Here is a 26,534-nt window from a genome sequence, read left to right as displayed (position 1 = left end):
TCTATAGCCAACTTCACCCAGGACTCCTGAATGTTCAGTTCCCTCAGCATCTCATAAGCGTGTTCCGAAAACTCGTACTCGATCATGAAACATCTCTTTGCATATCACGATGTTCTGAACCCTGCAATCTTACCTAGTTCTCCCAATGGCTGCAACGCTACTTCCATCTTTGTTTTCCGGAACAGGAAGATCCTCGTCGATTTCTTTGCTCGGGCCACTTAGATGATGTCGCGCATTCTTGAATACGACCAAAACAGATAGGCTCCGAGTACTTCTTAACAATCTACTCCCACCTTGCTCGATTCGTGGATCCCTCCTCGGCTTTTGGCCTAACGGCCAAGCTTACCTGTCGCTATGGGGCGCAGCGGAATAGCGGTCAGTTGCAGCGCCTCGCGAGGCGCTCGACACTTCACAGACGAAGTGCCGTATGTTTTTCACGCGAAAGCCTTGGTGGTCTAGCGCGCGAACCAGCGGACCCAGGGTCCGAGCATGGGGCGGTAGCCTGCCAGCGACATTCGCGACCGTGCTCACGCGCACGAACGCGTGCCCACGCCCCTCCCCGTAGACGATGGCGACGGAAGGATCGCGAAACTCGCCGAGAACATGCGGAACAAAAACTTCATGTCCGATCATGACCCGACAGGGAGGCTCGAAAAACTGCAGGGTCTCCGTGTCGACTTGTGGCAGATGTGCCAGCAAGCCTCGAACGCCGGCCTCCGAAAGCTGCTCCTCTGAAGCTACGAGCGCGTTCCACAGGTTCTTCCAAAACGGGAGGCTCATTCTCCTGGAACCGTAATGCGCCTAACGTCTAGCGGCTGAGCCGCGCCGCCGAAGGCGGCGTCGGCTCCAGCCGCTTGTTATGCGGCCCATTATGAATCGCACCGTGTCTATTGCTGACCATTCTCCCCCAGTGCGGCATCCAGGGCAGAAACAAATGACCCACTCCTAACCCAGACAAGCCGGAATCAAAAACCACGAAGGACACTAAGGCCACGAAGGGATCCTACTTGGTATCCTTTGCGAATCCAGATTTGTACTTTTGTGCAATTCAACGGGCCAGAATTGCACTTTTCGACCAAAAAGTGCAATTTTACCCCGTATCTTGAAACTCGTCGTGGATGATGCGCAAAATCTCGGCGGCTATGTACGTCTTGCCATAAGCCGCTTCTTCCGCCGGATGCAGGATGCCGGCGCTCACCAGTTTTTCCACATTCTTTTGCGCGCTGTGATAAGAGCCAACCTGGAGCAAGCGCTTGGCTTGTGGAATCGTAAGGATTGGGTTGGCAAAAAGCGAATCCGCCAGACGCAAAGTCAGAACAGAGGTCCGCGCCTGGGTCAGGCGGGCACGCCATTCTTCCTGCAAGTCCTGCAGTTTCTTGGCGCGCGCTGCGGCATCCCCCGCCTGCTCAGCCACGCCGCGCAGGAAAAAGAGCAGCCAATCACGCCACGCGCCCCGTGCACTTACCCCCAAGAGCAGGTCATAGTAGTCCTGGCGGTGGCGATAGAAATAGGCGCTCAGGTAGAGCAACGGCAGCGGCAACAGCCTCCACTGGACAAGCAATAGCGACAGAAGCAAACGCCCAATCCGCCCGTTGCCGTCCACGAAGGGATGAATGGCCTCGAACTGATAGTGAACCAGCGCCAGGCGCAAGAGTGGTGGATACACATCGTCGCCGTGCAAGTATTTTTCCAGAGCGTCCAGAGCTTCGTGCATCTGCGGGACCGGCGGCGGGACAAAAGTGGCCTCGTTCAGGGTGCACCCCGGCGGGCCGATCCAGTTCTGGGAGCGGCGGAACTCGCCTGCCGTGGCGTGCTCACCGCGCACACCGGCCAGCAGCCGTTCGTGCAGTTCGCGCATCAGGCGCAGGCTGACCGGCAGGGTCTCCAGGCGCTTCAGGCCGTACTCCAGAGCGTTGACATAGTTGAGCACCTCGCGCACATCCGCTTCGGGCGGCGCTTCCAGGCCGGGCAACGGCAACTGGCCGACCTCGTAAGCGTACAGATCGGCAATGTTGGCCTGCGTGCCCTCGATGCGCGAGGAAAGCACAGCCTCACGGCGCACGAACGGCCCGATCAGCAAGTGGGGATTGGGCATGGTGCGCCCCAGACCGGCCAGTTCGCTCAGGGCGCGGTCGGCCTCCGAAAGGGCGCGGGTCAACTCCCAATCCGCCGGCAGACTCGGCGGCAGCGGATGAGGGACAAAGGCCCAATAAGCAGCCTCACCCTGTCCCACACGGACGACCTGACCGGACGTGCTTTTGCGGAACTGTTCTGGGTTCACAAGACAACCTCACCGAATAGCCTGCATCTGATATTCCTCGATCAGTCCCTCATCGGCAAAACTGAAATAGCGCCCGCCGCCCCAATTCCACCGCCGCCTTGATCTGGGCGATCTTGGCGGTGCTCAGGCCCTTGATCTCGCGCAATTCGGCTGGATCGCAGGCGCTGAGTGCGCGCAGGGTCTTGAACCGGCGCAGCAGTTCGCGGCCCAGGTCAACGGCGCTTGAGCCTTCCACGCCCGTGCGGATGAGAATGGCCAAAAGCTCGTCGTTGCTCAAGATGTGCGCGCCGTACTTGAGTAGCTTTTCTCGTGGCCGATCTTCTTCGGGCCAACTGGTGATGGCTCGCTCGTAAACCTTCTTTGACATCGCCTGCTTTGAACCCTCGTTGTTAGAAAGCCGCTAACGGCCTGCGACTGAGCGGCGCCGCCGCAGGCGGCGTCGGCTGCAGCGGCGGGTTAGACGCTTTCTCCTTCGCGCGCCGGGACACGGCCGTTTGCCTGCCTCCGGCTCAACCCCCACGTTATTGCACCGACCGACCAACCCCTGTATCGGTATTCCCTTTACGTGCCCCGCGATTTCTCCCCCGCGGCTAACTACTCTTTATGTGGTTTAGAGACAACCCCGGCTTCGCATCTCTCCTCCAGACAAGACCCACTCATCCTCTTGGCCCAAGTCTCAATGCACACTGAGAGTTGCCCTTCCCGTCGCGAAGCCCCCTATCTGCCTTCCCCTTAACAGCCCTGCCCCCTCGGGCGGGCCTCCATAGCTCTTTTCCCGCCACGGGCGCCGTGGCGAGGAACATGAGCGCAGACCGTCGTTGTCCTTTGCTCGTCATGTCCCAGTGACCCCTGCCCCGCGCATGGCACAGTCGGCTTGATTCGCCTGGCGGAAAGATCGTGGAAAACGGGAGATGTTGTTCGGTGTAGAGTGGTGGCCTCTCTTACCTCCCTCTGAAACGTCTGCAGGATTAGCTGACCTCCGCGCGGTGCGTCCCCTCGCCGCGCAACTTCCCATGCTGGTCTCGCTCGCCGTTTCGCGAACAATTTAGGAAATCCGTGGGCAATAGTCAAGGATTTTGAGCATCTCGGCAGGTCCGCCAGGCAAACCTCCGGTGTCGCTTCCGCCCTGACCACACGAACACGGGAAATGCGGGCGAGCGGGGCACAAGCTGCGGCCAAGGCGTGCCACTTTTGCGCCCAAGATTGCGTTTGCAAATTGCTGGCATTTGTTGTATTTTTGCCAACGGGTGTGCAAGAGTTGGAACAGCCGAAAGGAGACTGGATGAAGACAGAGGAGCTGATCCGGATCGAGGACCAGTACGGGGCGCACAACTACCACCCACTGGACGTCGTCCTCACCAAGGGAAAAGGCATCTGGGTCTACGATGTAGAGGGCAATCAGTACCTCGACTTTCTCAGCGCCTATTCTGCCCTCAATCAGGGACACTGTCACCCGCGCCTGGTCAAGGCGATGACGCGCCAGGCCGGCAGGCTCACCCTCACCTCACGCGCGTTTCGCAACGACCAACTCGGCCTCTTCTGCAAGGAGCTCTGCGAGCTCACCGGCTTTGACATGGTGCTGCCCATGAACAGCGGCGCCGAGGCAGTGGAGACCGCCATCAAGGCGGCGCGCAAATGGGGCTACACGCAGAAGGGCGTGAAGAAAGACAAGGCCGAGATCATTGTCTGCGAGAACAACTTTGCCGGACGCACGACCACAATCGTCGGCTTTTCCACCGAGCCGCTCTACCGCCAGTGGTTCGGCCCCTTCACGCCGGGTTTCAAGATTATCCCCTACGGGGATGCGCGCGCCTTGGAGAAGGCCATCAACAGAAACACCGTGGCTTTCTTGGTGGAGCCCATCCAGGGCGAAGGAGGCATCATCGTGCCGCCGGTGGGCTATCTGCGCCAGGCGGCGGAGATCTGTCGCGCGCACAATGTACTCTTGATGCTTGACGAGATCCAGACAGGGTTGGGCCGGACCGGCAAGCTCTTCGCCTACGAGCACGAGGGGATCAAGCCGGATGTCATCACCATCGGTAAGGCGCTGAGCGGAGGGTTCTATCCAGTGTCGGCGGTCCTGTCCAAGAGGGAGGTGCTCGGCGTGTTCACCCCAGGCGAGCACGGCTCTACCTTCGGCGGCAATCCTCTCGCCTGTGCGGTCGCCAGGGAGGCATTGCGGGTCATCGTCGAGGAGCGTTTGGCGGAGAACGCCTTCAAGATGGGCACTTATTTCATGGAAAAGCTCCGCACCATCAACAGCAAGCACGTCAAGGAGGTGCGGGGTAAGGGACTGCTCATCGGCGTGGAGCTTCATCCGCAGGCAGGGGGCGCACGGCGCTTCTGCGAGGCATTGCAGAAGAAGGGCCTGTTGTGCAAGGAGACCCATGAGCATGTCATCCGCTTTGCGCCGCCGCTGGTCATTACCAAGAAGGACATCGACTGGGCGTTCGTGCGCATCAAGGAGGTGTTGGAGACGCTGCCTTGAGCCGGAACGGTGCTTGAGACCTCAGCAGACGAGGAGTAGGTGACAGAGCAAGAGACCGCGCAGAAGAAGGGGCGCTCGCCGTGGCTGTGGGTGCCCAGTCTGTACTTCGCCGAGGGCATCCCCTACATCGTGGTGATGACCGTATCGGTGATTTTCTACAAGCGCATGGGCATGTCCAACGCCGAGATAGCCCTCTACACGAGCTGGCTCTACCTTCCATGGGTGATCAAGCCGCTGTGGAGCCCGGTGGTCGAGATTATCAAGACCAAGCGCATGTGGATCGTCCTCATGCAACTGGTCATTGGCGCGGCCCTGGCCTCGATGGCGCTGGCTATCCCGTTGCCGAACTTTTTCAAGGTGACGTTGGCCATCCTCTGGCTGCTGGCCTTCAGTTCTGCCACGCACGATATTGCGGCAGATGGCTTCTACATGCTGGGCCTGAGCCAACACCAGCAGGCGTGGTTCGTGGGCATTCGCAGCACCTTCTACCGGTTTGCGATGCTCACCGGTCAGGGCTTGTTGGTGATTGTGGCGGGCTACATCGAGAGCCACACGGGCTTGCGGCCAGTGGAGGTGCCGGTGCTGGCCACCCGCGCAGGGGCGGAGGTCATCTGGGCCGACAGCACAGTCGCTCCGACCGAAGGACAGCTGCGGATCATCGTCAGGCCCGATACTTTGGCCATCGGCTTGCAGACCCGAGCGCCGGCGGAGGTCAATGAGCTCATCGCTCGCGCGCGCCAGTGGAACACCCGGCGGCAACCGACAGCCAGCGCGGTTGCCGAGCAGCGGCAGGCAGCACGGGCCCAACACCCCTCGTGGTGGCAGCGGCATGTGGCCAGAAGGGTGGCCGCGGCATTTGTGGCGGTGTTCGGCTCGCGCTCCGCAGGCCAGAGCGGCCAGACCGTCGCGGGGAACGTCGGGCTGGTCTGGCTGCATCTGTCGGGTCCGCCGCCGGCGGGCAAGAGCGTGGTGGTGCACTTTGGCCGGGAGGGTGGCGACAAGAGCATCTCTTTGGTCGAAGGGGGTAGGTTCGAGTTCACCAGCGACAACTGGGCGCAACCGGCGGTGGCGGTGATTCAGCTTGATCCTAAGCTGCGCACGCCGAGTTCTGCGCGATTTGTGGCGCGCGCCGGCAACGTCCGCCTGTCCTGGACGCTCACCTTTGCCGGGCTCGGGGCCCTCTTCTTGCTGTTCATGGTCTACCATCGCTTCGTGCTGCCCTACCCGAAGGCCGATGTGCCGCGTCGGACCGGTGGCCTCAGGCCTTTCTTGGCCAACTTTGCCCGCACCTTTGCCACCTTCTTCACCAAGAAGCAGATCGGCATTGCCCTGGCGCTATTGCTGCTCTATCGGCTCGCCGAGGCCCAGTTGGTGAAAATCGCCTCCCCGTTCCTCTTGGACAGCCAGGAGGCAGGCGGGCTTGCTTTGACCACCGGACAGGTGGGCTTTGTCTACGGCACCGTGGGGTTGTTGGCGCTGTCGTTAGGGGGCATTCTCGGTGGCTTCTTAGTGGCGCGGGACGGCCTCAAGAAGTGGATTCTGCCGATGGTGCTGGCCATCAACGTGCCTGACGTGGTTTACGTCTATTTGTCGCACTATCTGCCGGACAACTTTCTGCTGATTAATCTGTGCGTGGCGACCGAACAGTTCGGGTACGGCTTTGGCTACACGGCCTACATGCTCTACATGATTTACATCGCAGAGGGGGAGTACAAGACGGCCCATTTTGCCATCGCCACCGGCTTTATGGCGCTGGGCATGATGTTGCCCGGCATGATCAGCGGGTGGATACAGGAGCTGATTGGCTACGAAAAGTTCTTCCTCTGGGTGCTGCTCTGCACCATCCCCGGGTTCATCATTGTGACGCTGCTCCCTTTGGACCCGGAGTTTGGCAAGAAGAGGGACGAGGAAAAGAGGACGTAGCTCAATTGGGGCAAAGTTCTCAGGGGCTGCTCGTCTGGCCATAGCGTGCATCGGGTGTGGGCTACGTTCGTCGTTTTCTTGCAGCCTCCAGAGACGGCCGCATATTCGGTACAATTTGGGGAGGGCATGAGCAATGTCTGCGCGGAAAATTTTGCTGGTAGGGTTCGCCGCCGGCATGGTCTTCATTTGCTGCGCAGAGAAGTGGCCCACCGAGGTTCCGGAAACGCTTCCCTCGGGAACCAGGCTTCTGCCTCTTGCGGTGGGCGCATCCTGGGCATATCGCCATGCAATCTATGACAGCCTACCTGGAGCGGCCCGCATGGTGGAAACGGTGGTGTGGCAGATCGGGCAACCGGTAATGCTGCAGGGCAGAGAGTACCTGCCTTTGGGGGAATTCTTCGCAGTGCGGGAGACGGAGGAGGGCCTCTTTTTTGCCCGGGTGGACACCGGTGCCGGCCGGATTCTCGATGAGTTGTTGTTCAGGACTACGGTCCGAGGGGGCGAGCGCTACACGTACACCTTTTTCGCGCCGGATACCACCATCATCTACGAGATCTGCTTCGCAATCACCCCGGTGCAGAACGGCGATCGTTACTTCGGCGCCTCATACGCCGTGACCAAGGTGAACGGCGAGGAGGTGAAGCGGGGGCCGGCGTTTCTGTTCCGGCCGGGTCGCTACTTGAAGGCCATTGACCGCTTCCCCGCGCCCCCATTCCACTTCTGGGCTTTGGCCGAATGAGGGCGCTGCAGCTACGGCCCGACGATTGCCCCGGCCACGACGTTTGCCGCGAGGCTGCGCAGACGCACCACGCTGCCTACGTCCTTGGGGTGCACGCGGTTGGTCAGCAAGATGACCGCTGCGTCAGTGGCGGGGTCGATCCAGATGGAAGTGCCGGTGTAGCCCGTGTGGCCGTAGCCGCCAGCGAAAAGGTCCCCGCCGTTTGAGGCGTAGGCACTGCTGATGTCCCAGCCCAGGCCACGGCCAGCCTGTGGCACTTCGGGATAGACAGAGGTCATCAGGCGCACGGTCAAAGGGCTGAGGATGCGCACGCCTGCATAGTGCCCCTGGTTGAGCATCATCTGGGCGAAAATGGCGAGGTCTTCCGCAGAGGAAAAGAGTCCCGCATTGCCCGAAACACCGCCCTGCAAGCGCGCCAAGGGATCGTGCACCACGCCGTGCAAGGGCGCGCCGTCCACCACCTCGGTGGGGACGACCCGCGGCAGAAGCTCCTTGCCGGGACAGAAGGCGGTGCTCTTCATGCCCAAAGGCCGGAAAATGTGCTCGTCGGCGAATTGGTCAAGAGGCTGGCCGGAGACCTGGTGCACAATGTGGGCCAAGGTGATGAAGCCCAGGCAGCTGTAGTGGAGTTCCTTGCCGGGTGCATTGAGCTTCTTGAGCTTGGCGATGTAGGCAACCAGCGAGTCTGTGGGACAGGGGCGACCGAAGCGGCGCGCAACGCTGTCGGCATTGGCATAGGGGGGAAGACCTGAGGTGTGGGTCAGCAGATGCCACACGCAGGCGTCCTCAGCCGGCGCCCCCTTGTCGTCGACGAAGGGGGTGAACTCGGGGACGAAGGTCTTTACCTTGTCGTGCAGGCGGAGTTTGCCCTGTTCCACCAGGATCATCACCGAGGTGGCGGTGGCCACTGGCTTGGTCATGGAGGCCAGGTCAAAGATCATGTCTCTTTCCATGGGCTTGCGCTCCGGCACGAGCTGAGAATGGCCAAAGGCCTTGTGCACCACGATACGGCCGTGGCGCATGACCAGGACCACCGCGCCCGGTATCTCCCCCTTGGTCACTGCTTGAGTGATGAGCTCGTCCAGTCGGGCGAGGCGTTCGCTGGACATCCCCACCTCTTCGGGTCGCGCGTGCGGGAGACCGGCCCATGTGGCAGTGAGCCCGCACAGGCTCAAAGCGAAGAATGTGATCCAGCAGAGTGGACGCATGGGCTATTCCTCGAGCTGACGCAAATGTGGGCTATCGTCTGCCGCTGAGGGCGCCGATGACGGCCATGAACAGGGCGGCGCCGACCACCGCCCAGAGCACGGGGATGCCCTCCACTACCAGGAACAAGGGGGCGTGCAGTTTTCCCGCCATCCAGCTGCCGATCAAAGCGCCGATCAGGCCGATGGCGATATTGGTGAGACATCCGCGGCGAGAGTAGCCGGCGATCGCGGCGCCCACGGAGCCACATATGGCAGCTACAATCAACAGAACGAAAAACCCTAACACTGACATGGTTGCCTCCGGTCATCTGCTTCGTGCTTTGTCTGGGCAAAGGTAACCAGGGCAAGGGAGAAATGCAAGGAGAATCTTTGAGGGCCGTGGAGAGGAAGGGTGGGAGCTCCCCCTTGCGCCACCCCAACCCCAACGAGGATGGCGCCGCGGTTTGAGGCTTCTTCCCCGGGCAACCGTGCTCCCCAAACCTCATGGGCGACTCGAGCGCCCGGGGCGGCAGTCATGCAGCATTTTGGCATGAGTCTGGGGGGCGCCTTGTACCACAAACATCGGATTTGCGCAAAAACCAGTGCGCAAGTTGCCTGCGGAGTAGCGCAAACCTCCCGTTTCCCTACCGCCACTGGGAGCGCCGTCCGCTGTAATCCACAGGCTTTTTGCACTTGACATTGAGGATATTTTTCTGTATATTTGCCCTGCCATATGAGCAAAGAAGCGAAACGACATAAGGGCGGCCGGCGCGACGCGTGGAGCAGGCGACAAGGGATCGCTCTGGGCAAGACCAATTATATCCTTGCGGCCTTGGGGCTGCTGGTGATTGTCATCGGTTACGTCTGTCTTGCTCAGCCGCCGGTTAACGGTTTTCTTACCCTCACCGTGGCCCCCATCCTTCTGGTTGCCGGCTATTGTGTCATCATGCCACTTGCAATTATCTGGAGGGGGAAGAACCAGGGGGAGCGGCCCAGCGAGCAGCCGGGCCCTACCTCGTCGTCCTCGTCGCAGGGGTAGCAGACGCGGGCGGTTAGCTCAGGTGGTTCAGAGCGCCTGCCTTACAAGCAGGAGGTCACTGGTTCGAGTCCAGTATCGCCCACTACAACGGGGTCGTGGTGCAGCTTGGTTAGCACACTGGCCTGTCAAGCCAGAGGTCGCGGGTTCGAGTCCCGTCGGCCCCGCCATTTACCTGTGTGAGCGCGATCCATGCCCAACGCAGTGAGCGTCCTAATGTAGCGTCCACCTCCCATCCGCATAGTTGAGTGGCACGCAGGGTATGAGGTCGCGCTTTCCACTTCCCCTTGCCCGCCCGGGCTCGTGGCTGCGCGAATCGTCCTTTGCCCTGGCTGTGCCCGAAAGCCCAGTTATCAAGGATCCTCAAAACAAGACCTGGCTCGCAGGGTGAGGAAAGTCCTGTCCAAGAATAGCCCCGCAGTGTTCGGCGCTTGGTCGATCTACGTCTGGCTCAGAGTCAGCAAGGGCGGTCGAGCTTCCGTCGCATTCAGTTGGGGGAGCTGCAGACCGCCAGTTCGCCTGCTCTGCGCGTAAAGTTCGCTCGGTGGTTTACTCCAGGCCCAGCCGTTTGCGCGTGAAGGGGATGAGACCTCCGGCCTCGAAGATGCCGATGACCTCTGGCGGGAGCGGGGGAAAGGAGAACGATTTGCTCCCCACGCGCACCAGGCCGGCCTTGAGGTCCACCTCCACGCTTTGCCCGTCCTGGATGGCCTCGACCGCCTCCGGACATTGAATGGCCGGAAGGCCGGCGTTGATGCAGTTGCGGAAATAGAGGCGGGAGAAGGACTTGGCGATCACCGCGCCCACGCCGGCGTACTTGAGGCAAAAGGCGGCCTGCTCACGAGAGCTGCCGCACCCGAAATTCTTGCCTCCCACGACCACGTCGCCTGGCTGTACTTCGCGCGCAAAGCGTGGGTCGAGGTCTTCCATGGCCACTTTGGCCATCTCCTTGGGGTCGGTCACTGTGTAGGTGTATTTCCCGGGGAAGATGACGTCGGTGTTCACGTCGTCACCGTACTTCCAGGCTCTTCCTCGAATTATGCTCATGGCAGCTTGCTCTCCTGCGTTTCAGACCACTTCGCGGAAATCGGTAATGGTGCCGGTGAGGGCCGTTGCCGCTGCGGTACGCGGGCTGGCGAGGTAGATTTCCGCTTCCTTGCAGCCAAAGCGCCCCTTGAAGTTGCGGTTGGAGGTGCTCAGGGTCACCTCGCCCGGGGCCAGGATCCCCTCGTGATTGCCCATGCACGGCCCGCAACCAGGGTTGACAATCACCGCTCCAGCCTCCACCAGCGCGGCGATGTAGCCGGCAGCGAGCGCTTCCTTGAGCACCTGCTGAGAGGCGGGAATCACGATCATGCGCGTACTGGGGTGAATGCGCCTGCCCCGCAGCACCTTCACCACCTCGGCAAAGTCCTCGAGGCGCCCATTGGTGCAAGAGCCAAAGAACACCTGGTGGACCTTTACCCCCTTCACCTCGCGCACCGGTTTGACGTTGTCCACTGTGTGGGGGCAGGCAACCATCGGTTCGAGGTTGCTGACGTCGAACACGTGTTCTTCCTCGATGAGCGCATCCGGATCGGAAGTGACCACCTCAAACGGGCGGCGTGCCCGCCCCTCGAGCCATGCCAGGGTCTTGTCGTCGGGTTCGACATAGCCGATCTTGGCGCCCATTTCCACAGCCATGTTCGTGAGAACCATGCGGCTGGCGATGCTCATTTGCCGGATCGTGGGGCCGGTGAATTCCACTGCCTTGTACAGCGCACCGTCTGCCGTGAGTTTGCCGATGATGTGCAACATCACATCCTTGGCAGAGATGCCTTCCGGAAGGTCGCCGGTCACCACAATGCGCATGGTCTCCGGTACCCGCAGCCAGATCTTGCCGGTGGCAAAGATGACCGCCATCTCGCTGCGGCCGATGCCCGTAGCGAAGGCGCCGAACGCGCCGTAGGTGGTCGAGTGCGAATCGCTGCCCACAATGAGTTCCCCAGGAAGCGCAAAGCCCTCTTCCGGCAACACCTGGTGGCAAATACCGCGGTGGATGTCGTAAAAGTGGGTGATCCCCTGCCTGGCCACGAACTCGCGCACCTCCTTGTGGTTCAGCGCGAACTTTTCGTTGGCTGCCGGCACGCAATGGTCCAAGATGACCACGTGCATGTCCGGGTTGTAGACTTTCTCCACGCCGATGCTGTAGAAGGTCTTGGCAATGGCAGCGGTGTTGTCGTGGCTCATGGCTACGTCGGGAGTGACCTCCACGATTTCGCCTGCTACCACTTCCTTTCCTGCTTTGCGTCCCAGGACCTTTTCCGCGAAAGTCTTGCCCATAGGCCTCCCTTTTGGTTGTCAGTCCTTCATTTGCTCTTGGCCGCCCAGAGGTCCCGCAGGCGGGCCACAAAGGCGGCGCGGCGTGTCGGGTCGCCGCGGAGCTCCTCCTTGAGCCTTTTCCAGGCCTCGGGACAGGCCTTGAACGGTACACCCACCAATTCGTGGAGCATCTGATCAACCTGCCGCCGGTTGGCCGGCGTGAGCTCGATGCCCGCCTCGTGCAGCTCACTGCTGAGATGACGCAGGTAACAGGACATGTCTCCCTCCTGAGCTATGGCTTGCCCCCACGATCTTTCGCAAGTGACCTCCGCAAGCGGCGGAGGGCCGCTGCGGTAAGCACTCGATAAGCCGGTGCATTGGCGCGACGGTAGGCTTCTGAGTGATGCACGGCAACTACTCCCCGTTTCGCCAAGGAGTCCTCCATGGCCGCAACTTCCCAGGCGGAAAAAGGGAGCTCTCCGCGACGTACCGCAGCAGCAAAAGGCCGCCACAGGGCGAAGAAGGCCTCGTCGCTGCTGTGCATCGCGCCGGCGGACTCTAACAGCGCCTGCCAGAGAGCTTCGACGGCGCCACCCATCTGTTTGTACCGGCGCAGGTTGAGGCGCACCACGGAGTGGTCCGGGGAAATGGGTTCTGCCAGAGGTTCTTCTCCGGAGGCCTGCACTTCCAGCCATTCGCGGCGCAACTCCCGCAACGCACGCTCCGGATCGGCGAGTATGTGCGCCGGGCCATAGACGGCCTGGTGGAACATCTTGTAGACGTCTTGCACCTGGATGCCCGCGTGATGAGCCAAATGCCAACGCACGAGGTCTTCCAGGCTCATCGTCGTCTGCCGGCACCGCTGTGTCGCGAGCGCGACAACCACTGCCGTCAGAAAAGGGGTCGCGTTCACGAGAGCTCCTGGCACAGGGGACACAGGAAACAGGGGCGGCGCGCGCAGAGCTGGCGGGCGAGGGGAGTGCCGCAACGCCAGCATGTGCGTATGCGCGCATCCCAGCCGGCGGAGCGAAATCTGCCGCGCTTGCCATGCAGGTCCACAAAGCCCGTGGTTGCTGAGCCTCCTTGTTCCATTGCCTGCCGCAACACCTCCCGGATGGCTTCGAACAGGCCTCGCTGCTGTTCCGCAGAGAGGCGGCGCGCCTCGGTGCGGGGGTGAATGCGTGCGCGGAGCAGGATCTCGTCCACAAGCGGCTCGTCAAGCCCGGCGATGCGCCGCTGGTCAAGGAGCAGGGGACGCACCATGCGCGCACCCGCTTTGCCAAGTGCGGCGCGCAGCACCTCCAGAGTAAACTCCGCGGACAGGACGTCCGGCCCGAGGCCCTTGAGCGGAGGCAGGCGCCGGAGGTTCGCACTGGGCAGCAACTTTGTTGCCCGAGGGCCTTCCACTTTCACCAGAAGCCAGGTGTCGCGCTCGAAGCGCACGACCATCTGCTCGTCCTCGCGCGTTGGCTCTGGGCCAGCCACCCAGCGCGCCGAGCCTCCTTTGGCAAGCTGCACCACCATGGACAGGCCTGTGTCAAAGTCGATGGTCAGGCAGGTGGCACAGTGGTCGACGCCTGCGACCCGTGAGTGCCGGACAAGCGCTTCGGGTCGTGGCGGCAACTCGCCTGCCCAACCTTGGGGGAACCAGGCCTGGACCACCTTTTTGCCCAGCGCATGCGCGCGCAACTGGTTTGCCAAAATGGCGACTTCGGCCGCGCTGCGCGTGCGTCGCATAGGCGGACGCAAACTGCTCATCAGCGCTCCTGCGAGCTGGCTAACGAATGGCCCATGCGGTGGTAGCGCCGCGGCGCATCGTTGCTTCGCAGCGGAAATGTCTGCTCGACGGCTCTCATTGGCCCTGCAATTTAGCAGAAACGCCGCACAAATGCAACAGCCAGATGCAGAGGGCATCCGGAGCTTAGCGTCGCGCCACAGATGACATCGCCGCCTCAACTTCCTCAAAGTACGCATTGGACAGGTACTTTGTCAGGCCGTGGGCGCGATACAGAGAGACGACCTTGTGCGCATAGTTCATGCGGTCTACCAGGACCTCGTCCACAAGGCCATCGAGCAACCTCGCCAGATGTTGCGGATCCATTGGCAGCGCCGGCCCGACGAAGGCATAGGTGCGCAGCCCTGCCGCTTTGAGCGCCGCCAGCGCCTCCAGCCGCCGCACAACCGGTGGTGCACAGGGCTCGAACAGTCGGCGCATGCGCTCGTCATCTGTGGTGATGGTCAGTCCCACCTCGCATTCTGCCAAAGAGCGGAGCACGTCGATGTCCCGCGTGACCAGCGGCGACTTGGTCAGGATCGACACCGGGAAGAGGCCGGCCTGGAGGACCGTAAGGCAGGAACGCGTCAGTTGGTACCTCCGTTCCAGCGGCTGGTAAGGATCGGTGACGGTGCTCAGGCCGATTACCCCTGGCCGCAGCCGCGCCACATCGTTTGCCAGCTGCCTGGCCGCATTGATGCGCACATCCACAAAACTGCCCCACGGTTCGGCATGGCCGGTATAGCCGCGCATGAACTCCGCGTAGCAATACCGGCAGCCATGGGCGCAGCCCACGTAGGGATTCAGGGCATAGTCAATTCCCGGAATGCGCGAGCGCGTGAGCGCCGCCCTGCAGCGAATCTCCCTGACGAGGAGGGGCGACGACATGGTTCTGTTGCATTGAGCCTCGACCGCTCACTCCTCCTCTTCAGGAATGCGCGGGTGCTTCTGCTTCCGCGAATAGCGCTTGCGGTCCTTGTGCACCACCGTCGGTTTGGGCATGGGCTTGCGGAGCTTCTTATACAGCTCATCCACGTCAATACGCGTGGTGGCCTTCTTGCGTGCGGCCGAAATCCTGCTGCCTCCTGCCTGGGCCAACGTATCCGCTGCCCCACCTGCAGAGCTGCCGGCGATGAGCAGTTCCTTGGCCGTCCGCGAGAGGCGCTTGAGTGCCCTCTCCCGGCGCCGCGCCTCTCGCAAGGAGGTGAACTCCTCGCAGTGTACCAGCACCACGGGTCGCCGCGTGCGTGTGTAGCGCGCCCCTCCGTGCAGTTCGCCGTTGTGGCGCCGGACGCGCTCCTCGACGTTCTTGGTGCAGCCCGTGTAGAACGAACCATCGCCGCAGCGGACAATGTAGACGTAGTGGCGAGTCGGCTCGTTCTGCGCCTTACTTTCTACGTTTTGAGGCAAAGCTACATCTGCTCCAAGAAATGGTGCCGTGTCACACGTGCCACCACGCCCGAGAGCAATAAGAGCCCGATCAGATTGGGGAAGGCCATGATGGCATTGGCGGTGTCGCCCACGTACCAGACAATGTTCAAGTACTTCCCAGTCATCAAGGCGCCGAAGAAGAGCAGAGTGATGTAGACCAGGCGGTAGGGCATCTTCGACTTGACGCCCCAAATGTACTCGATGCACTGCTCACCGTAGTAGGCCCAGCCGATGAGCGTGGTATAGCCGAAGAGAAAAGAGCCAATGGCCACAATCCAGCCGCCGAAGGGGATAACCGAATTGAAGGCCATGGTAGTGAGTGCCGTGCTCGACAGCCCGCCGTTGGCCAGGTCATAGCCTATGCGTGCGGCAAGTTGCTGGGCGGCGGGCGGAAGCGTGGCGACAGCCTCCGGGGCCAGGCGGGTGCCTTCCCGCAACAACTCCACTCCGGCCGCAGGGGTGAGCATCCACAGGCCGGTGACCACGATCGTGAGCGTGGTGATGGTGTTCACGAGCAAGGTGTCGATGAACACGCCAGTCATCGCCACCAGTCCGTTGTACGTGGGGTCCGGCGACTTGGCTGCCGCCTGGGCTATGGCTGCCGAGCCTAATCCCGCCTCGTTGGACAACACCCCGCGGCGCACGCCGAGGCTGATGGCTTTCTGCACGGTCGTGCCGACCAACGCGCCACCTGCTGCCTGCAGTGAGAATGCCGAGCGGAAGATGAGCATAAAGGCATCATCGAGGGCTGTTGCCCTACTGATGAGAATGACAGCCGCCCCCGCCAGGTAAAAGAGAATCATGGTGGGCACCAGGCGCTCGGCAACCGCACCAATGCGCTTGATGCCGCCAATGATGACCAAGCCGACCAGGACGGTGATGACCACGGCGCTCACGATGGTCGGCACGTGGAACTGCGTCTTGAAGGCCAGCGCCATGGAGTTGGACTGCATCATGTTGCCGGTGCCGAACAGGGCGGTGAACGCACCGCAGACGGCAAATACCATCCCCAACACGCGCGCCAGAGGCTTCCACTTGATGCCGTAGCGGCAGTAGTACATGGGACCGCCCGCCATGGAGCCGTCCTCGGCGACCTTGCGATATTTCACCCCTAAGAACCCTTCCGCATACTTGGTGGCCATGCCGAAGAGGGCGGACACCCACATCCAGAACGGCGCGCCTGGTCCGCCGGTGGCGATGGCCGTAGCCACGCCGGCAATGTTGCCGTTCCCCACGGTGGCAGCAAGCGCGGTCATCAGCGCCGCAAACGGCGAGATGTCACCCTGCTTGGAGTGGACGGCGCTCTTCTTGGAGGCGCCGCTGAAGGCGAATTTCAGGGACAGAAAGAACTTGCGCACCTGAATGCCGCGCGTCACCACGGTGAGCACCACGCCGGTGCCCACCAAGAGCAGGATCATCCAGTTGCCCCACATAAAGTCCGCCAGCATTTGCGAGATGCGCAAGAGTTCCTCGAGAAAGGCGGTCATGGCGAGCTCCCTCTGGCTGAGTTTCGTCGTCGCTTGTGGCTTGTATGATAACAAAAAATCGCGGCAATGTCAACATCTATTTGTGCGGGTTAGGTTTTGCTCTTGACTTTGTGCAGAGCTTGTTGTAGACTTGCATATGTCCGCGTCTGTGCAGCCGTTCCTTGCCCGAAGGGAGACAGATCATGGGCATCGAAGAGGACATTCCCCGGCAATTGGCAAGCGTTGCCCTCACGGAGATCGACCTTGAGGATCGGTGGTATCAGGTTAGCTATGGGCCGCCGCCCCCGGCTTTGGCGGCATCCCTGCACACGGTGGGGTTGATCAATCCGCCGACTGTGCAGAGGCGGCAGGACGGCCGTTGGCGAGTGGTCGCAGGGTTCCGGCGGTGCGCCCTCCTGAGGGAGCAGGGGGCAACAACCATCTCCGCTTGGTGTGTGGAAGAAGCCGTCCCTGAACTTGCCCTCTTCGTGTGGTCCTTGGGCGACAATCTTGGCATCCGCGCCCTGAATGTCGTCGAGTGCGCCGTTGCCCTCCACAAACTGGTCAGGCAATTCCATGTGCCTGAAACAGAGGTTGTAAGCCGGTACATGCCGCTCCTCAACCTGCAGGGGAGCCGTACGCTCTTGCAGCGTTACCTCTCGTTGGCCGGGCTGCCCGAGCCAATGCGGCAATGGTTGGCCGAGGACCGTCTCTCCCAGGAGGTGGCCCTCCGCCTCGTCGAAATGAGCGACGGCGACGCCTCGGCCCTGTTTGCCGTGATCTCGCAGCTGCGCCTGGGGAAGAACCACCAACGCGACCTTGTCCGACTCGCAGAGGATGTGGCGCGCAGGGAGTCGATGTCCATTCAGCAGGTGCTTTCTGCGCCGGAGTTGCAAGAGGTCTTGCGAAAGACCGACTGGAGCCCAGGCCAGAAAACGGAGAAGGTGCTGACCTGGCTGCGCCAGCGGCGGTTCCCCCGTTTAGCCGAAGCGGAACGCCGCTCCCATGAGCTGATCCGCAGTCTTGATCTCCCGGCCAATGTGCGTCTTTCTCCTCCAGCCAATTTTGAGGGTGGCGAATGGCAGTGTCACGTACAATTCGGGAGCGGTGAGGAGTTGCGGGCAGCGGCGCAACGACTTCAGCAAATCGCCGAAAGCTCGACGTTGCGAGAATTGCTGCTTCTGCCTTGACAAAGGTCCGCGGAGAACGAAGAGTGACCTACCGCGCCTTCGCTCCTGAGAAGGTGTTCATCGCCTCCTCGGTAGCCGAGGAGCCGCTGACCAAGCGTGTGCTCGACAGGCTGCCCGGGGCGCAGCACATCCTTCTGCCGGAGGAGGGCGGCCTGTTTCCCCAGGTGACCGAGGAGGAGGCCGCGCACAGCCTTCTCCTTGCGCGACAGCGAGGGCATTTCGCCAAGCCGTGCCCCGGCACCAAGGGCTACATCTGCTGCGGTTATTGGAACCTCAATGTTGCCATGGGGTGCACCATCGGCTGCCGCTACTGTATTCTCCAAGGATATCTGAATTGCCCGGTGGCGACGATCTACACCAACAGTGCCGACCTGTGGCAGGAACTGGACGAGCTCTTGGCGCGACGATGGCCGGCGGCAGTGCGCATCGGCACAGGCGAGTTGGCCGACAGCCTTGCCTTTGACCACCTCATCGACTTGAACCGGGAGCTGGTGCGTTACTTTGCCGACAAGAGGCACGCCCTCCTCGAGTTGAAGACGAAGACTGACACCATTGCGCCGCTATTGGGCCTCGAGCATGGCAGGCGCACGGTGCTCTCCTGGTCCTTGAACACCGCGCGCATGGTTGCGGCCCATGAGCCGAACAGTGCCCCATTAACGCGGCGGCTGGAGGCGGCACAGAAAGCGCAGGATGCCGGATACCGGCTGGGCTTCCACTTCGACCCGCTCATCTGGTACGAGGGGTGGAAGGAGGAGTATGCGGGCGTGGTCGATCGCCTCTTTTCCTTCGCTCGGCCCGAGAACATCGCCTGGATAAGCCTGGGTGCCTTGCGCTACCCCGCTCACCTGGATGAGCTGATCCGCGAGCGCCACAGGCAAAGCGATTTGCCGCTGGGGGAGTTGGTACCCGGCAAGGATGGCAAGTTGCGCTATTTTCGCGCGATTCGGGAGGAGATGTTCCAGTGGCTGTACCAGCGCATTCGCCTGCATGCGCCGCACGTTCTGGTCTACCTGTGCATGGAAAGCGACGAGGTCTGGCGCCGATCTTTTGGATGGTCGCCGGGGGACAGCGCCGGCCTCGCCCGTCTGCTCGACGAGCGCGTCCACCTGCCTTAGGAAGCGCCAAGAACAACGCCAGCCTGGCGTGAAAGTCCTCTCCGGTGCCCGATGCCCTCATTCCACATGAGTGCACCTGGTGGGCGAACGAGAGTGTGCAAGTTCAGGGGCCATGCCCTGTCAATCGTCTTGCAAATCGTTCAGCACGGATCATGCTGGAGGGTGCTCAAGACTCTGGATGGCCCTGGCATGAGAGAGCGCCGGTTCCTCGTTCCTTTCCCCTTGTGGGGTCACCGAACGGCTGGATGCTGGTCTGAGAAGGTGGAAGGCAAGTGGTTGGACTACCAGGTCACGGTGGACGAGTCCGTCGCCGGACGGGAGGAGCTGCCGGCCATCTACGTCCACGAGTTGCAGGATGTGGCAAGTGCGGCTGGTCCTCGAGCCGCGCGTTCGCAGCGAACGGCTCGCGCGGCGGATTTACTTCGGCTGACTCTTACCTGCTGCTGCAAAACCGTCTTGCAGCGTCGTCCTAAGGTCTGGCGGCACTCGCTTTGGCTGCGCGCGCATCACCGGACTGCCTCTCCGCCAGCCCTCAGTGGTCCCCCTTGTCTCGCCAGGCGCATCTTGTCTAACTTGCACTGGAGTGTGGTGCGCGGAATCTTGAGCAGCCGGGCCGCGCGACTGATATTGTTTTGGGCAAGACGCATGGCTTTGGCGATGAGTTCGTACTCCTGCGCCCTGACAAAATCCGCAAGGGCCGGAAGTTCCTCTGCAGGCGGCGAGGCAGATGCGGGACTCTGGCGCTCCTGCACTTCCGGCAGAAAAGTGCTCCCGAGCTCCAGCAAATCCACCCCCGGGGGCAGGGCCAGCATGCGTTGCACGACGTTCTCCAATTCGCGCACGTTGCCGGGCCAGTCGTAGGCCATGAGCTGCTCCAGCTGAGTGCGCGTGAGGGCAAAGCCCGCCTTGCCTTGGCCGTAGCGCTTGACGAAGTGGTCAATCAAGATCGGAATATCTTCGCGGTGGTCGCGCAGGGGCGGCATGGTGACGGTGATGATGTTCAGCCGGTAATAGAGATCCTCGCGAAACGAACCCGAGGCAACCAGCTGCGCCAAGTTCGCCTTGCTTGCGCACACCAAACGGAAATCCACGGGAATGGGGTGTTCCCCGCCGAGACGCTGGATTTCTCTCTCCTGCAGCACGCGCAACAGCTTGACTTGCAAACGGAGCGGCAGGTCGTCCACGTCGTCAATGAACAGTGTGCCCCCGCGGGAGCGCTCGATGTAGCCAACGTGGCGACGCACGGCCCCGGTGAAGGCCCCTTTTTCGTAGCCGAAGAGCTCGCTCTCTAACAAACCCTCTGGGAGGGCGGCGCAGTTGACGGCAACGAATGGTCCTTGTCGTCTTTCGCTTGTCCGGTGCAAGAAGCGGGCTGCCAGCTCTTTGCCGGTACCGCTCTCTCCTTGGATGAGCACCGTGTAGTCCGTTGTGGCCACCGAACGCAGGATTTCCACCACCCGGCGAATTGGGGCAGAGTTGCCAATGATCTCTCGCTCCTGGTAGGTGGTGACCCATTTCTTGAGTTGGAGATTCTCGCGCAGCAGCTCGTGCAGGTGGTGGATGTTTTTGAGCATCGCCAGCAGTTTGTCCGTGGAAAAGGGCTTGGTCAGGTAATCGTAGGCACCGAGCTTCAAAGCATCCACGGCGCTTTCCACCGTGCCGTAGGCGGTGACGACAATGACGGCGCAGTCCTTATCCTTCTGCTTTGCCGCCTTCAGGATCTCCATGCCGCTCAGGTCCGGCAGACGCAAGTCGGTGATGACCGCCTCGAAATGGTCCTCTTCTATCCACTCCAGGCCTTCATTGCCACTCTCGCAGGCGACTACTTGGTAACCCGCCTTCCTTAACGCGTCACTGAGGGCAATGCGCGACACCTTCTCGTCTTCCACGAGCAAGACCTTCATGCTCAACCTCCAATGGGAAGCGTCACCTGAAACGTGGTGCCCACCCCGACTTTGCTGTGCACGGTGATGGTGCCGCCGTGGGCCTCCACGATTCCCAAGCTGACCGACAACCCCAGGCCAGTTCCCCGGCCTTCCTCCTTGGTGGTGAAGAAGGGGTCGAATATCTTGTCGAGATGTTCCTCCGCGATGCCACAACCGGTGTCGGCGATGGCCATACAGACCTTCTGCCCATCAACTCGCCGCGTGCTGATGCGGATCTCGCCGCCATCCTGGATGCTGTCGTAGCTGTTGATGAGCATATTCATGACCACCTGGCCGATGAGCTGCGGGTCGGCGTGGATGCTCGGCAAGGAGGGATCAAGTTCCTTGACCACCGAGATACCCCCTTTGTCAAGGCGGTAGGAGATTAGGGCAAGCACCTTCTCGATGACGTCATTCAGGTTCATTTCGGTTCGTTGCTGCGCCCCCTGTCGCGAAAAGTTCAGTAGCTTTTCCACCACACTGGAGATGCGGTCGACGGCCTCATCGGCAAGAGAGAGGTATTTCGTGACCTCAACCGGGTTATCTGGCTCCCGCTGCATGGCAAACAAACAGCTCTTCAGACCGTGCAGAGGGTTGTTGATTTCGTGTGCCACCCCTGCGGCCAGACGGCCTATGGAGGCGAGCTTTTCGGCCTGATAGACCTGCCTTTCGGCTTCCAGAAGCTGCTTCCGGGACTGGACCAGCCGGCTCTTCAACATCTCGAAAGTTTCCACCAGCAGCCCCACCTCGTCATCGCCTGGGCGTAGACGGGTGGGCTCGATGTGCTCCAGGTCGAGTCGTTGCATTTCGCTCACGAGGTGACGCAGCGATTGCGTGAGGCGGTCGACGATCAGAAAGGTGGCAGCCAGGAGCACGAGAGTGAAACCTGCACCCAGGCCATACAGGAGGAAGAAGAGGAACTTGAGCTGTTGCCGGACCGGCTCGGCGTCAAACGCCATCCTCATCCATCCCCATTGCCGGTTGTGGATGCGGAGTAAGAGGGTGGTCTCAAGAACCCAGCCAAGGTCCTCGGAACGGTAGATGTGCACCAGCGGCTCTTTAACCGTCGATAGCTGGCGCAGCGTTTGCTCAGACAGGGCGCCGCTCCCCAGTCTGCTGCGGAAGATGGGCGTCCCTCGCTGGTCGTAGAGGATGAGGCTCTTGATGTCAGGATTCATGGACAGGAATCTGTGGATATGATTCGCCAAGAACTCCTCATCGCGGATCGGCCGGCTTTCCTGGTAGATGAGGGCATCCAGCAGGGAGGCCGAGAAGGTGTGCGCCACGGCCAGGGCTCGCTGCCGGTGGGTGTCTAGGATGAGGCTCTTCCAGCGCAGCAGAACGCTGACAAACACGGCCGTCATCAGGACTGTCGTCAGTCCGCCGAGGAAGAGGAGGATGCGCTTCTTGAGGCTCTTTCTGGGCCTCATAGCTCGTCCTCGCCGGAGAAAACCGCACCCTCGGCTTCGTCGTAATCGCTGTCTTGAACTCTGGTGAAGCCATGGGTGAACTCAGGGTCCCAATCTCGCACCAACTGCTCAAACTCCGGCTTGCGGGTGTCCACCCTGAGGAGGGCCTCCTCGATGGCCAGGACCAGGGTAGAATCGAGATCGCTTCTCACCACGAGCGGCGAGCCTGGTATTGGCGGCGAGGAGGCGACCACCCGGATGCCCTTGTCGAAAAACTCCTCCGCAACGCGATCTTTCACTACCCCTGCGTCGATCCTGCCACTGAGAATCTCGTAGATTACCGTGTGGTGGAAGTCAAAGTGGCGTACGGCAGCAAGGTCAGCTGCGTGCAAGCCGTATTTGGGCAGTTCCGCGCGCAGCAGCCAATTGGCGGAGAAAGACATGGGCGAAGGCAAGGCCAGACTCTTGCCGACCAAATCGGCAACACTGCGGATGGGGCTGTCGGCACGGGTGACGAGCACGGAGCGCAAATAAGGCTCGTAGCGCCTATTCAGAGGACTGAGGAGGCACCGAATAGGGTACTTGTGCCTGGCCTTGAGGTAGACAAAGGTGCCGACAAACGCCAGCTGTACCTCGCGCCGCACCAATTGCTGAATGGTCTCCTCATAGGAGCCACCCAGTTTCAAGACGAAATGGTAGGGGGTCACCTCGTTGAGATAGTCCACGATGGGCTGGTAACCCTGATAGATGAGGTTGGGCGCAAAACGCGAGACTACACCGACGCGGATGGTGTCCCGTTTGGTGATGCCCTCCCCCGGTGCCGCGGCGTGTTGCCAGGCCGACGGCGTCCGGATGTCCATGACAACCACATAGAGGCCGAGAGATATGACCCCCAGGAGAAAGATGCTCGCGAACAGATACGCAAACCTGCGCTTCATCGGAGTCCCCAAGCTGCGGATGTGGTCATGGCAGACGAAGGTGCCGTGCGTGCAGGGAAACGATGCCACGCTTCTTGTAGAGCGCCACCGGCCGCCTTGCTGCCTGGATTGTCACATGACGCTGCTTTGCACAGCAATCGGCGCCTCTGAAAGGCTCGCACCCTCTATGACCGGTGGCGGAGCACTGCCTTTGGGATGAAATGTACAGTTTTCACTCGGCAAATGCAAGAGCTTTGTCGAAATTTCGGCAGACTTTCTGCCGAAACCTCAACAGCCGACGACCGGCCGTTGTTCTCGCCTGCCTTAACCTCTTGATTTCGCGTCGGCCCTCCCTGGCACAGCTCTTGCCGAACATACAATTGGCCACGAGTTTACCAGCCCACGACAACCTGAGGTGCCAGGATCGGATCGGGCACAATGCAGTGGTTCATGGAGCACGTGTTCCCCCAGCGAGCGGTCGCAGTGCGAGGCGGTTGCCTCCCACCTGCGCGAGTCGAAGTGAGGGCCCCCCGCGCTAAGGCTTCAGCAGCAGGTCCAAGCCGTGCCGTCGGCCATGACAGAGAGAATCGCAATCCAGCAAACTGAGGTGGAGGAGAAGGAATGGCAGAGGTAAGACCGCGATTTGAGTTTCGTGCTTTCGCGCAGAACTTTGGACTTGTGGAAGAAAGAATGCGCACGCTGAGCCCGGTGGAGCAGATTCGCGAGAGCCTTGAAATCTACATCGTCTCTGCAGAGAACAATGAGAACAACACCAAGATCCGTGATGAGTTGATGGACATTAAGGTCCTTGTGCAGAAGAAGCTGGGCTTGGAGCAGTGGAACCCCCGCATGAAAGGGCAGTTCCCCATGTCTGCGCAGATCATTGGCGAGCAGGTATTCCCCGCGTTTGGGGTGGCCAGCCCCCAGTTTAATCGGGAGACCTACACCCTGCGCCAATTCCTTCAAGAGCTGATTCTCCCGCATCCTTCGCTCGTCGCGGTGCACGTCTTCAAGCGGCGGTTTGGCTTTACGATCAACGGCTGTATCGCTGAGCTGGCCGAGGTATACGTCAACGGGGCGAAGATAATGACTGCCAGCATAGAGTCCGAGCATGTGGAGGCCATTCTGCAGGCGAAAGAGATGGTCGGTCTGACCGGCTACGAGAACGTCAACTACCTGTTGGCGATTAAACGCATCATAGGCATGGCGCCGCTGCCCGAATCCTCCGTGTACCGCGTTCGCTTTTGAGGTCGGGCGGCAAAGAGAAAGGGTCGAAACATGGGCCGAGAGATTGAGCGCAAGTTCTTGGTGAAAGGTCCCTTCAAGCACCTTGCGGAGAAAAAGACCCGCATCGTGCAGGGGTACCTCTCTTCGGTGCCAGAGAGGACGGTGCGCGTGCGCATCAAAGGCGACAAAGGGTACCTGACCATCAAGGGCATCGGCGGCGCCTCTGGGGCCAGCCGCTTCGAATGGGAGCAAGAGATACCCGTCGACGTTGCCGAGGACCTCCTGAAGATCTGCGAACCTGGGGTCATTGACAAGTGCCGGTACGAGGTGAAGGTTGGGGGGAAAAAGTTTGAAGTCGACGAATTCTATGGCGACAACGAGGGCCTGATTCTCGCCGAAGTGGAGCTGGACTCTGAAGAGGAGGAATTCGAGAAGCCTGAGTGGTTGGGGGACGAGGTGACTGGGGACGTCCGCTACTACAACGCGATGCTCATGAAGAACCCATACAAGAACTGGTGAGCGATGGCCGCTTTCGACCCCCTTGACATGCGCAACTACCGCATCGATCGGTTGCCGAAAAGGGAAAAGACCTCTTTGGAGCGATGGCTGGCTCTGATCGGTCCTTTCCTCGCCCTGGGGGCATTCATCTCCATCGGTTACTTAGTCAAGCTTCCCTTCCTGCAGCACATCGACGGGGCGCAGCTGGTATCCAATGCCGCCAAGAGCGCTTACCGCAACCTGGGGCCGGAAGCATTTGCGCGCAGCAACCACCTGATGCTGGGTATCTTCTTGGCAGGCATAATCTTGTGGGCCACAGATGCTATCCCCAACTACTTGACCTCCCTGATCCTGATTGTCACGCTGGTGCTGACCAAGGTTCTCCCCGAGAAGGAAGCCTATGCGCAACTGGGCCACGAGGTGATGTGGCTGAACATCATGTCGTTTGTCTTGGCGAGCATGCTGGTGTCCACCGGCGTTGCCAAGCGGTTTGCCTTGTGGTTCATCCTGCGCTTTGGGCGCAAGCCCAGCTACATTTTCCTCAGCTTCCTCGTCATCAATCTTGTGCTTTCGGCGCTGGTGTCGGCCACCACTGCCAAGGCGGCCATTTTGCTGCCCATCTTCATGGTCATTGCCGCCATTTATGGAGCTCAGGGAGGGGAGAAGCGCAACAATTTCGGCCGAAGCATAGTGCTTCAGAACCTGTTTCAGAATTGCGTCGGTGCCCAGGCGTTCATGACCGGCTCGGCGGCCAACCTCCTGGCCGTGGCCATAATCGGCGGCGCTACTGGCCAGAAGATATTCTTCTCCGACTGGCTGGTAGCCATGCTGCCGGTCACGCTGGTGATTCTGTTGGTCGGATTTGTGCTGGCCACCAAGGTCTTCTTCCCCTTGTCGCCGCAAGAGCGGGTGCCGCAGATACAGGGGGGGATGGAGCGGCTGCGGGCGGAGTACCGCAGCCTTGGCCCGGTTTCGCCACGAGAAATCCGGGCGGTGCTCATCCTGATGGCCATCCTGGCCATGTGGGCAACGGACCGTCTGCACGGCATCAGTGCCACGGCAGTGGCCTTTGTCGGTGGGATCGTGGCGCTGCTTCCCGGCATCGGCATTGTGAAGTGGAACGACGTGGACATCCCCTGGCACCTCATGCTCTTCTCCGCGGGTGCCTATGCCCTTGGCGCGGGGCTGTCCATCACCGATCTTCCCTCGTTGCTCGTCAATGCCTTCTTCGACCACGTGGGCATCGGCGAAGGCACTCCCTATTGGTTGTTGTACGTCTTGCTGACCAGTGTGATGTTATTCAGTGCGCTGCTTTTTCAGTCAAAGACGATGCGCGCCATGATCTTTGTGCCGCTTGCCATCGGTACTGCCTCGCGGTTTGGCTATCCCATAGTCAGCTTGGCTCTGCCAGTGGCGTTTCTGATCGAGCACGTCTACGTCCTGCCGTTCAATAGTAAGCCGGCGTTGCTGCTCTACGAAACCGACCACTACAGTCTCGGCGAGGCTTTCCGTTATGGGTTCACCATGCTTATTGTCACATGGATAATCACTTTGCTTGCCAGCGAGACGTGGTTCCGCCTCTTAGGAATCACGCCGCACGGGGTCTTTGGCATCTTTTAACTTGGAC

Annotated in this window: 24 protein-coding genes and 2 tRNA genes; 11 read left to right on the top strand and 15 right to left on the bottom strand. The window is 60.9% G+C overall.

Translation table 11 applies throughout. From position 1 onward, the window contains the following. Positions 1-1,090: 1,090 nt before the first annotated feature. Both H5U38_11480 and H5U38_11475 read right to left on the bottom strand, forming a co-directional pair. A complete protein-coding gene (locus H5U38_11480; GenBank protein MBC7187644.1) occupies positions 1,091-2,281 on the bottom strand; it encodes a Fic family protein in 1,191 nt (396 codons plus the stop codon). Between the two features lie 49 nt (positions 2,282-2,330). Next, the gene (locus tag H5U38_11475; protein MBC7187643.1) at positions 2,331-2,648 is read right to left on the bottom strand and encodes a hypothetical protein; all 318 of its coding nucleotides are present in this window, start codon (positions 2,646-2,648) and stop codon (positions 2,331-2,333) included. Positions 2,649-3,563: 915 nt separating this feature from the next. On the opposite strand from H5U38_11475, the gene H5U38_11470 reads away from it, so the two are divergent. The 3 genes from H5U38_11470 (at position 3,564) to H5U38_11460 (ending at position 7,431) form a co-directional block, all read left to right on the top strand. Further along, positions 3,564-4,769, top strand: coding sequence for an ornithine--oxo-acid transaminase (locus tag H5U38_11470; protein ID MBC7187642.1), 1,206 nt, complete (start codon positions 3,564-3,566; stop codon positions 4,767-4,769). Positions 4,770-4,904: 135 nt separating this feature from the next. Then, on the top strand, positions 4,905-6,692 hold the full coding sequence (locus H5U38_11465) for an MFS transporter (GenBank protein MBC7187641.1): 1,788 nt from the start codon (positions 4,905-4,907) through the stop codon (positions 6,690-6,692). 133 nt (positions 6,693-6,825) lie between these two features. After that, positions 6,826-7,431, top strand: coding sequence for a hypothetical protein (locus H5U38_11460; GenBank protein MBC7187640.1), 606 nt, complete (start codon positions 6,826-6,828; stop codon positions 7,429-7,431). A gap of 11 nt (positions 7,432-7,442) precedes the next feature. On the opposite strand, the gene H5U38_11455 is transcribed toward H5U38_11460, so the two are convergent. Continuing rightward, on the bottom strand, positions 7,443-8,639 hold the full coding sequence (locus tag H5U38_11455) for a serine hydrolase (GenBank protein ID MBC7187639.1): 1,197 nt from the start codon (positions 8,637-8,639) through the stop codon (positions 7,443-7,445). Between the two features lie 31 nt (positions 8,640-8,670). After that, complete coding sequence (locus H5U38_11450; GenBank protein MBC7187638.1) at positions 8,671-8,931, bottom strand: hypothetical protein; 261 nt, start codon at positions 8,929-8,931, stop codon at positions 8,671-8,673. 420 nt (positions 8,932-9,351) lie between these two features. On the opposite strand from H5U38_11450, the gene H5U38_11445 reads away from it, so the two are divergent. From H5U38_11445 to H5U38_11435, 3 genes are all read left to right on the top strand, one after another. Further along, positions 9,352-9,657 carry a hypothetical protein gene (locus tag H5U38_11445; protein ID MBC7187637.1) on the top strand — a complete coding sequence of 102 codons (306 nt, stop codon included), beginning with the start codon at positions 9,352-9,354 and terminating at the stop codon, positions 9,655-9,657. A 7-nt stretch (positions 9,658-9,664) separates the two neighbouring features. Further along, a tRNA-Val gene (locus tag H5U38_11440) sits at positions 9,665-9,739 on the top strand. Between the two features lie 7 nt (positions 9,740-9,746). After that, a tRNA-Asp gene (locus tag H5U38_11435) sits at positions 9,747-9,824 on the top strand. A gap of 379 nt (positions 9,825-10,203) precedes the next feature. On the opposite strand, the gene H5U38_11430 is transcribed toward H5U38_11435, so the two are convergent. The 8 genes from H5U38_11430 to H5U38_11395 form a co-directional block, all read right to left on the bottom strand. After that, complete coding sequence (locus H5U38_11430; protein MBC7187636.1) at positions 10,204-10,701, bottom strand: 3-isopropylmalate dehydratase small subunit; 498 nt, start codon at positions 10,699-10,701, stop codon at positions 10,204-10,206. 21 nt (positions 10,702-10,722) lie between these two features. Then, positions 10,723-11,976: a 3-isopropylmalate dehydratase large subunit gene (locus tag H5U38_11425; protein ID MBC7187635.1), complete on the bottom strand. Its 1,254-nt coding sequence runs from the start codon at positions 11,974-11,976 to the stop codon at positions 10,723-10,725. A 26-nt stretch (positions 11,977-12,002) separates the two neighbouring features. Then, positions 12,003-12,233, bottom strand: a complete 231-nt coding sequence (locus H5U38_11420; protein MBC7187634.1) for a hypothetical protein — start codon at positions 12,231-12,233, stop codon at positions 12,003-12,005. Positions 12,234-12,247: 14 nt separating this feature from the next. Continuing rightward, positions 12,248-12,868 (bottom strand): hypothetical protein, encoded by a 621-nt coding sequence (locus H5U38_11415; GenBank protein MBC7187633.1) that lies wholly within the window; start codon positions 12,866-12,868, stop codon positions 12,248-12,250. Next, positions 12,865-13,713 carry a hypothetical protein gene (locus H5U38_11410; protein ID MBC7187632.1) on the bottom strand — a complete coding sequence of 283 codons (849 nt, stop codon included), beginning with the start codon at positions 13,711-13,713 and terminating at the stop codon, positions 12,865-12,867. Before H5U38_11410 ends, H5U38_11415 begins: the two co-directional genes overlap by 4 nt. A gap of 163 nt (positions 13,714-13,876) precedes the next feature. Next, positions 13,877-14,617, bottom strand: coding sequence for a radical SAM protein (locus H5U38_11405; GenBank protein ID MBC7187631.1), 741 nt, complete (start codon positions 14,615-14,617; stop codon positions 13,877-13,879). 27 nt (positions 14,618-14,644) lie between these two features. Then, positions 14,645-15,139: a GIY-YIG nuclease family protein gene (locus H5U38_11400; GenBank protein MBC7187630.1), complete on the bottom strand. Its 495-nt coding sequence runs from the start codon at positions 15,137-15,139 to the stop codon at positions 14,645-14,647. A 2-nt stretch (positions 15,140-15,141) separates the two neighbouring features. After that, positions 15,142-16,647, bottom strand: coding sequence for an alanine:cation symporter family protein (locus tag H5U38_11395; protein ID MBC7187629.1), 1,506 nt, complete (start codon positions 16,645-16,647; stop codon positions 15,142-15,144). Positions 16,648-16,829: 182 nt separating this feature from the next. Here H5U38_11395 and H5U38_11390 point away from each other — a divergent pair, with 182 nt between their 5' ends. Continuing rightward, the gene (locus H5U38_11390; protein ID MBC7187628.1) at positions 16,830-17,816 is read left to right on the top strand and encodes a ParB N-terminal domain-containing protein; all 987 of its coding nucleotides are present in this window, start codon (positions 16,830-16,832) and stop codon (positions 17,814-17,816) included. 23 nt (positions 17,817-17,839) lie between these two features. After that, positions 17,840-18,931: a DNA photolyase gene (locus tag H5U38_11385; protein MBC7187627.1), complete on the top strand. Its 1,092-nt coding sequence runs from the start codon at positions 17,840-17,842 to the stop codon at positions 18,929-18,931. 506 nt (positions 18,932-19,437) lie between these two features. Here the strand turns inward: H5U38_11385 and H5U38_11380 are convergent. Genes H5U38_11380 through H5U38_11370 form a run of 3 tightly spaced genes read right to left on the bottom strand, consistent with a single transcriptional unit; the run spans position 19,438 to position 23,203 of the window. Beyond that, on the bottom strand, positions 19,438-20,835 hold the full coding sequence (locus H5U38_11380) for a sigma-54-dependent Fis family transcriptional regulator (GenBank protein MBC7187626.1): 1,398 nt from the start codon (positions 20,833-20,835) through the stop codon (positions 19,438-19,440). A 2-nt stretch (positions 20,836-20,837) separates the two neighbouring features. Then, the gene (locus H5U38_11375) at positions 20,838-22,286 is read right to left on the bottom strand and encodes a hypothetical protein (protein ID MBC7187625.1); all 1,449 of its coding nucleotides are present in this window, start codon (positions 22,284-22,286) and stop codon (positions 20,838-20,840) included. Further along, the gene (locus H5U38_11370) at positions 22,283-23,203 is read right to left on the bottom strand and encodes a PhnD/SsuA/transferrin family substrate-binding protein (protein ID MBC7187624.1); all 921 of its coding nucleotides are present in this window, start codon (positions 23,201-23,203) and stop codon (positions 22,283-22,285) included. Before H5U38_11370 ends, H5U38_11375 begins: the two co-directional genes overlap by 4 nt. 600 nt (positions 23,204-23,803) lie before the next feature. On the opposite strand from H5U38_11370, the gene H5U38_11365 reads away from it, so the two are divergent. From H5U38_11365 to H5U38_11355, 3 genes are read left to right on the top strand one after another with little or no spacing between them, the layout of a single operon-like run. After that, positions 23,804-24,430: a hypothetical protein gene (locus H5U38_11365; protein MBC7187623.1), complete on the top strand. Its 627-nt coding sequence runs from the start codon at positions 23,804-23,806 to the stop codon at positions 24,428-24,430. Positions 24,431-24,460: 30 nt separating this feature from the next. Then, positions 24,461-24,928: a CYTH domain-containing protein gene (locus tag H5U38_11360; GenBank protein ID MBC7187622.1), complete on the top strand. Its 468-nt coding sequence runs from the start codon at positions 24,461-24,463 to the stop codon at positions 24,926-24,928. 3 nt (positions 24,929-24,931) lie between these two features. Then, on the top strand, positions 24,932-26,527 hold the full coding sequence (locus H5U38_11355) for a DASS family sodium-coupled anion symporter (protein MBC7187621.1): 1,596 nt from the start codon (positions 24,932-24,934) through the stop codon (positions 26,525-26,527). Positions 26,528-26,534: the final 7 nt, after the last annotated feature.

The sequence above is a fragment of the Calditrichota bacterium genome (genome assembly GCA_014359355.1).
Lineage (GTDB): Bacteria > Zhuqueibacterota > Zhuqueibacteria > JANLFK01 > Oleimicrobiaceae > Oleimicrobium.
Note: the sequence above shows the minus strand (reverse complement) of the source record. Positions and strands in the feature narration are given on the sequence as shown.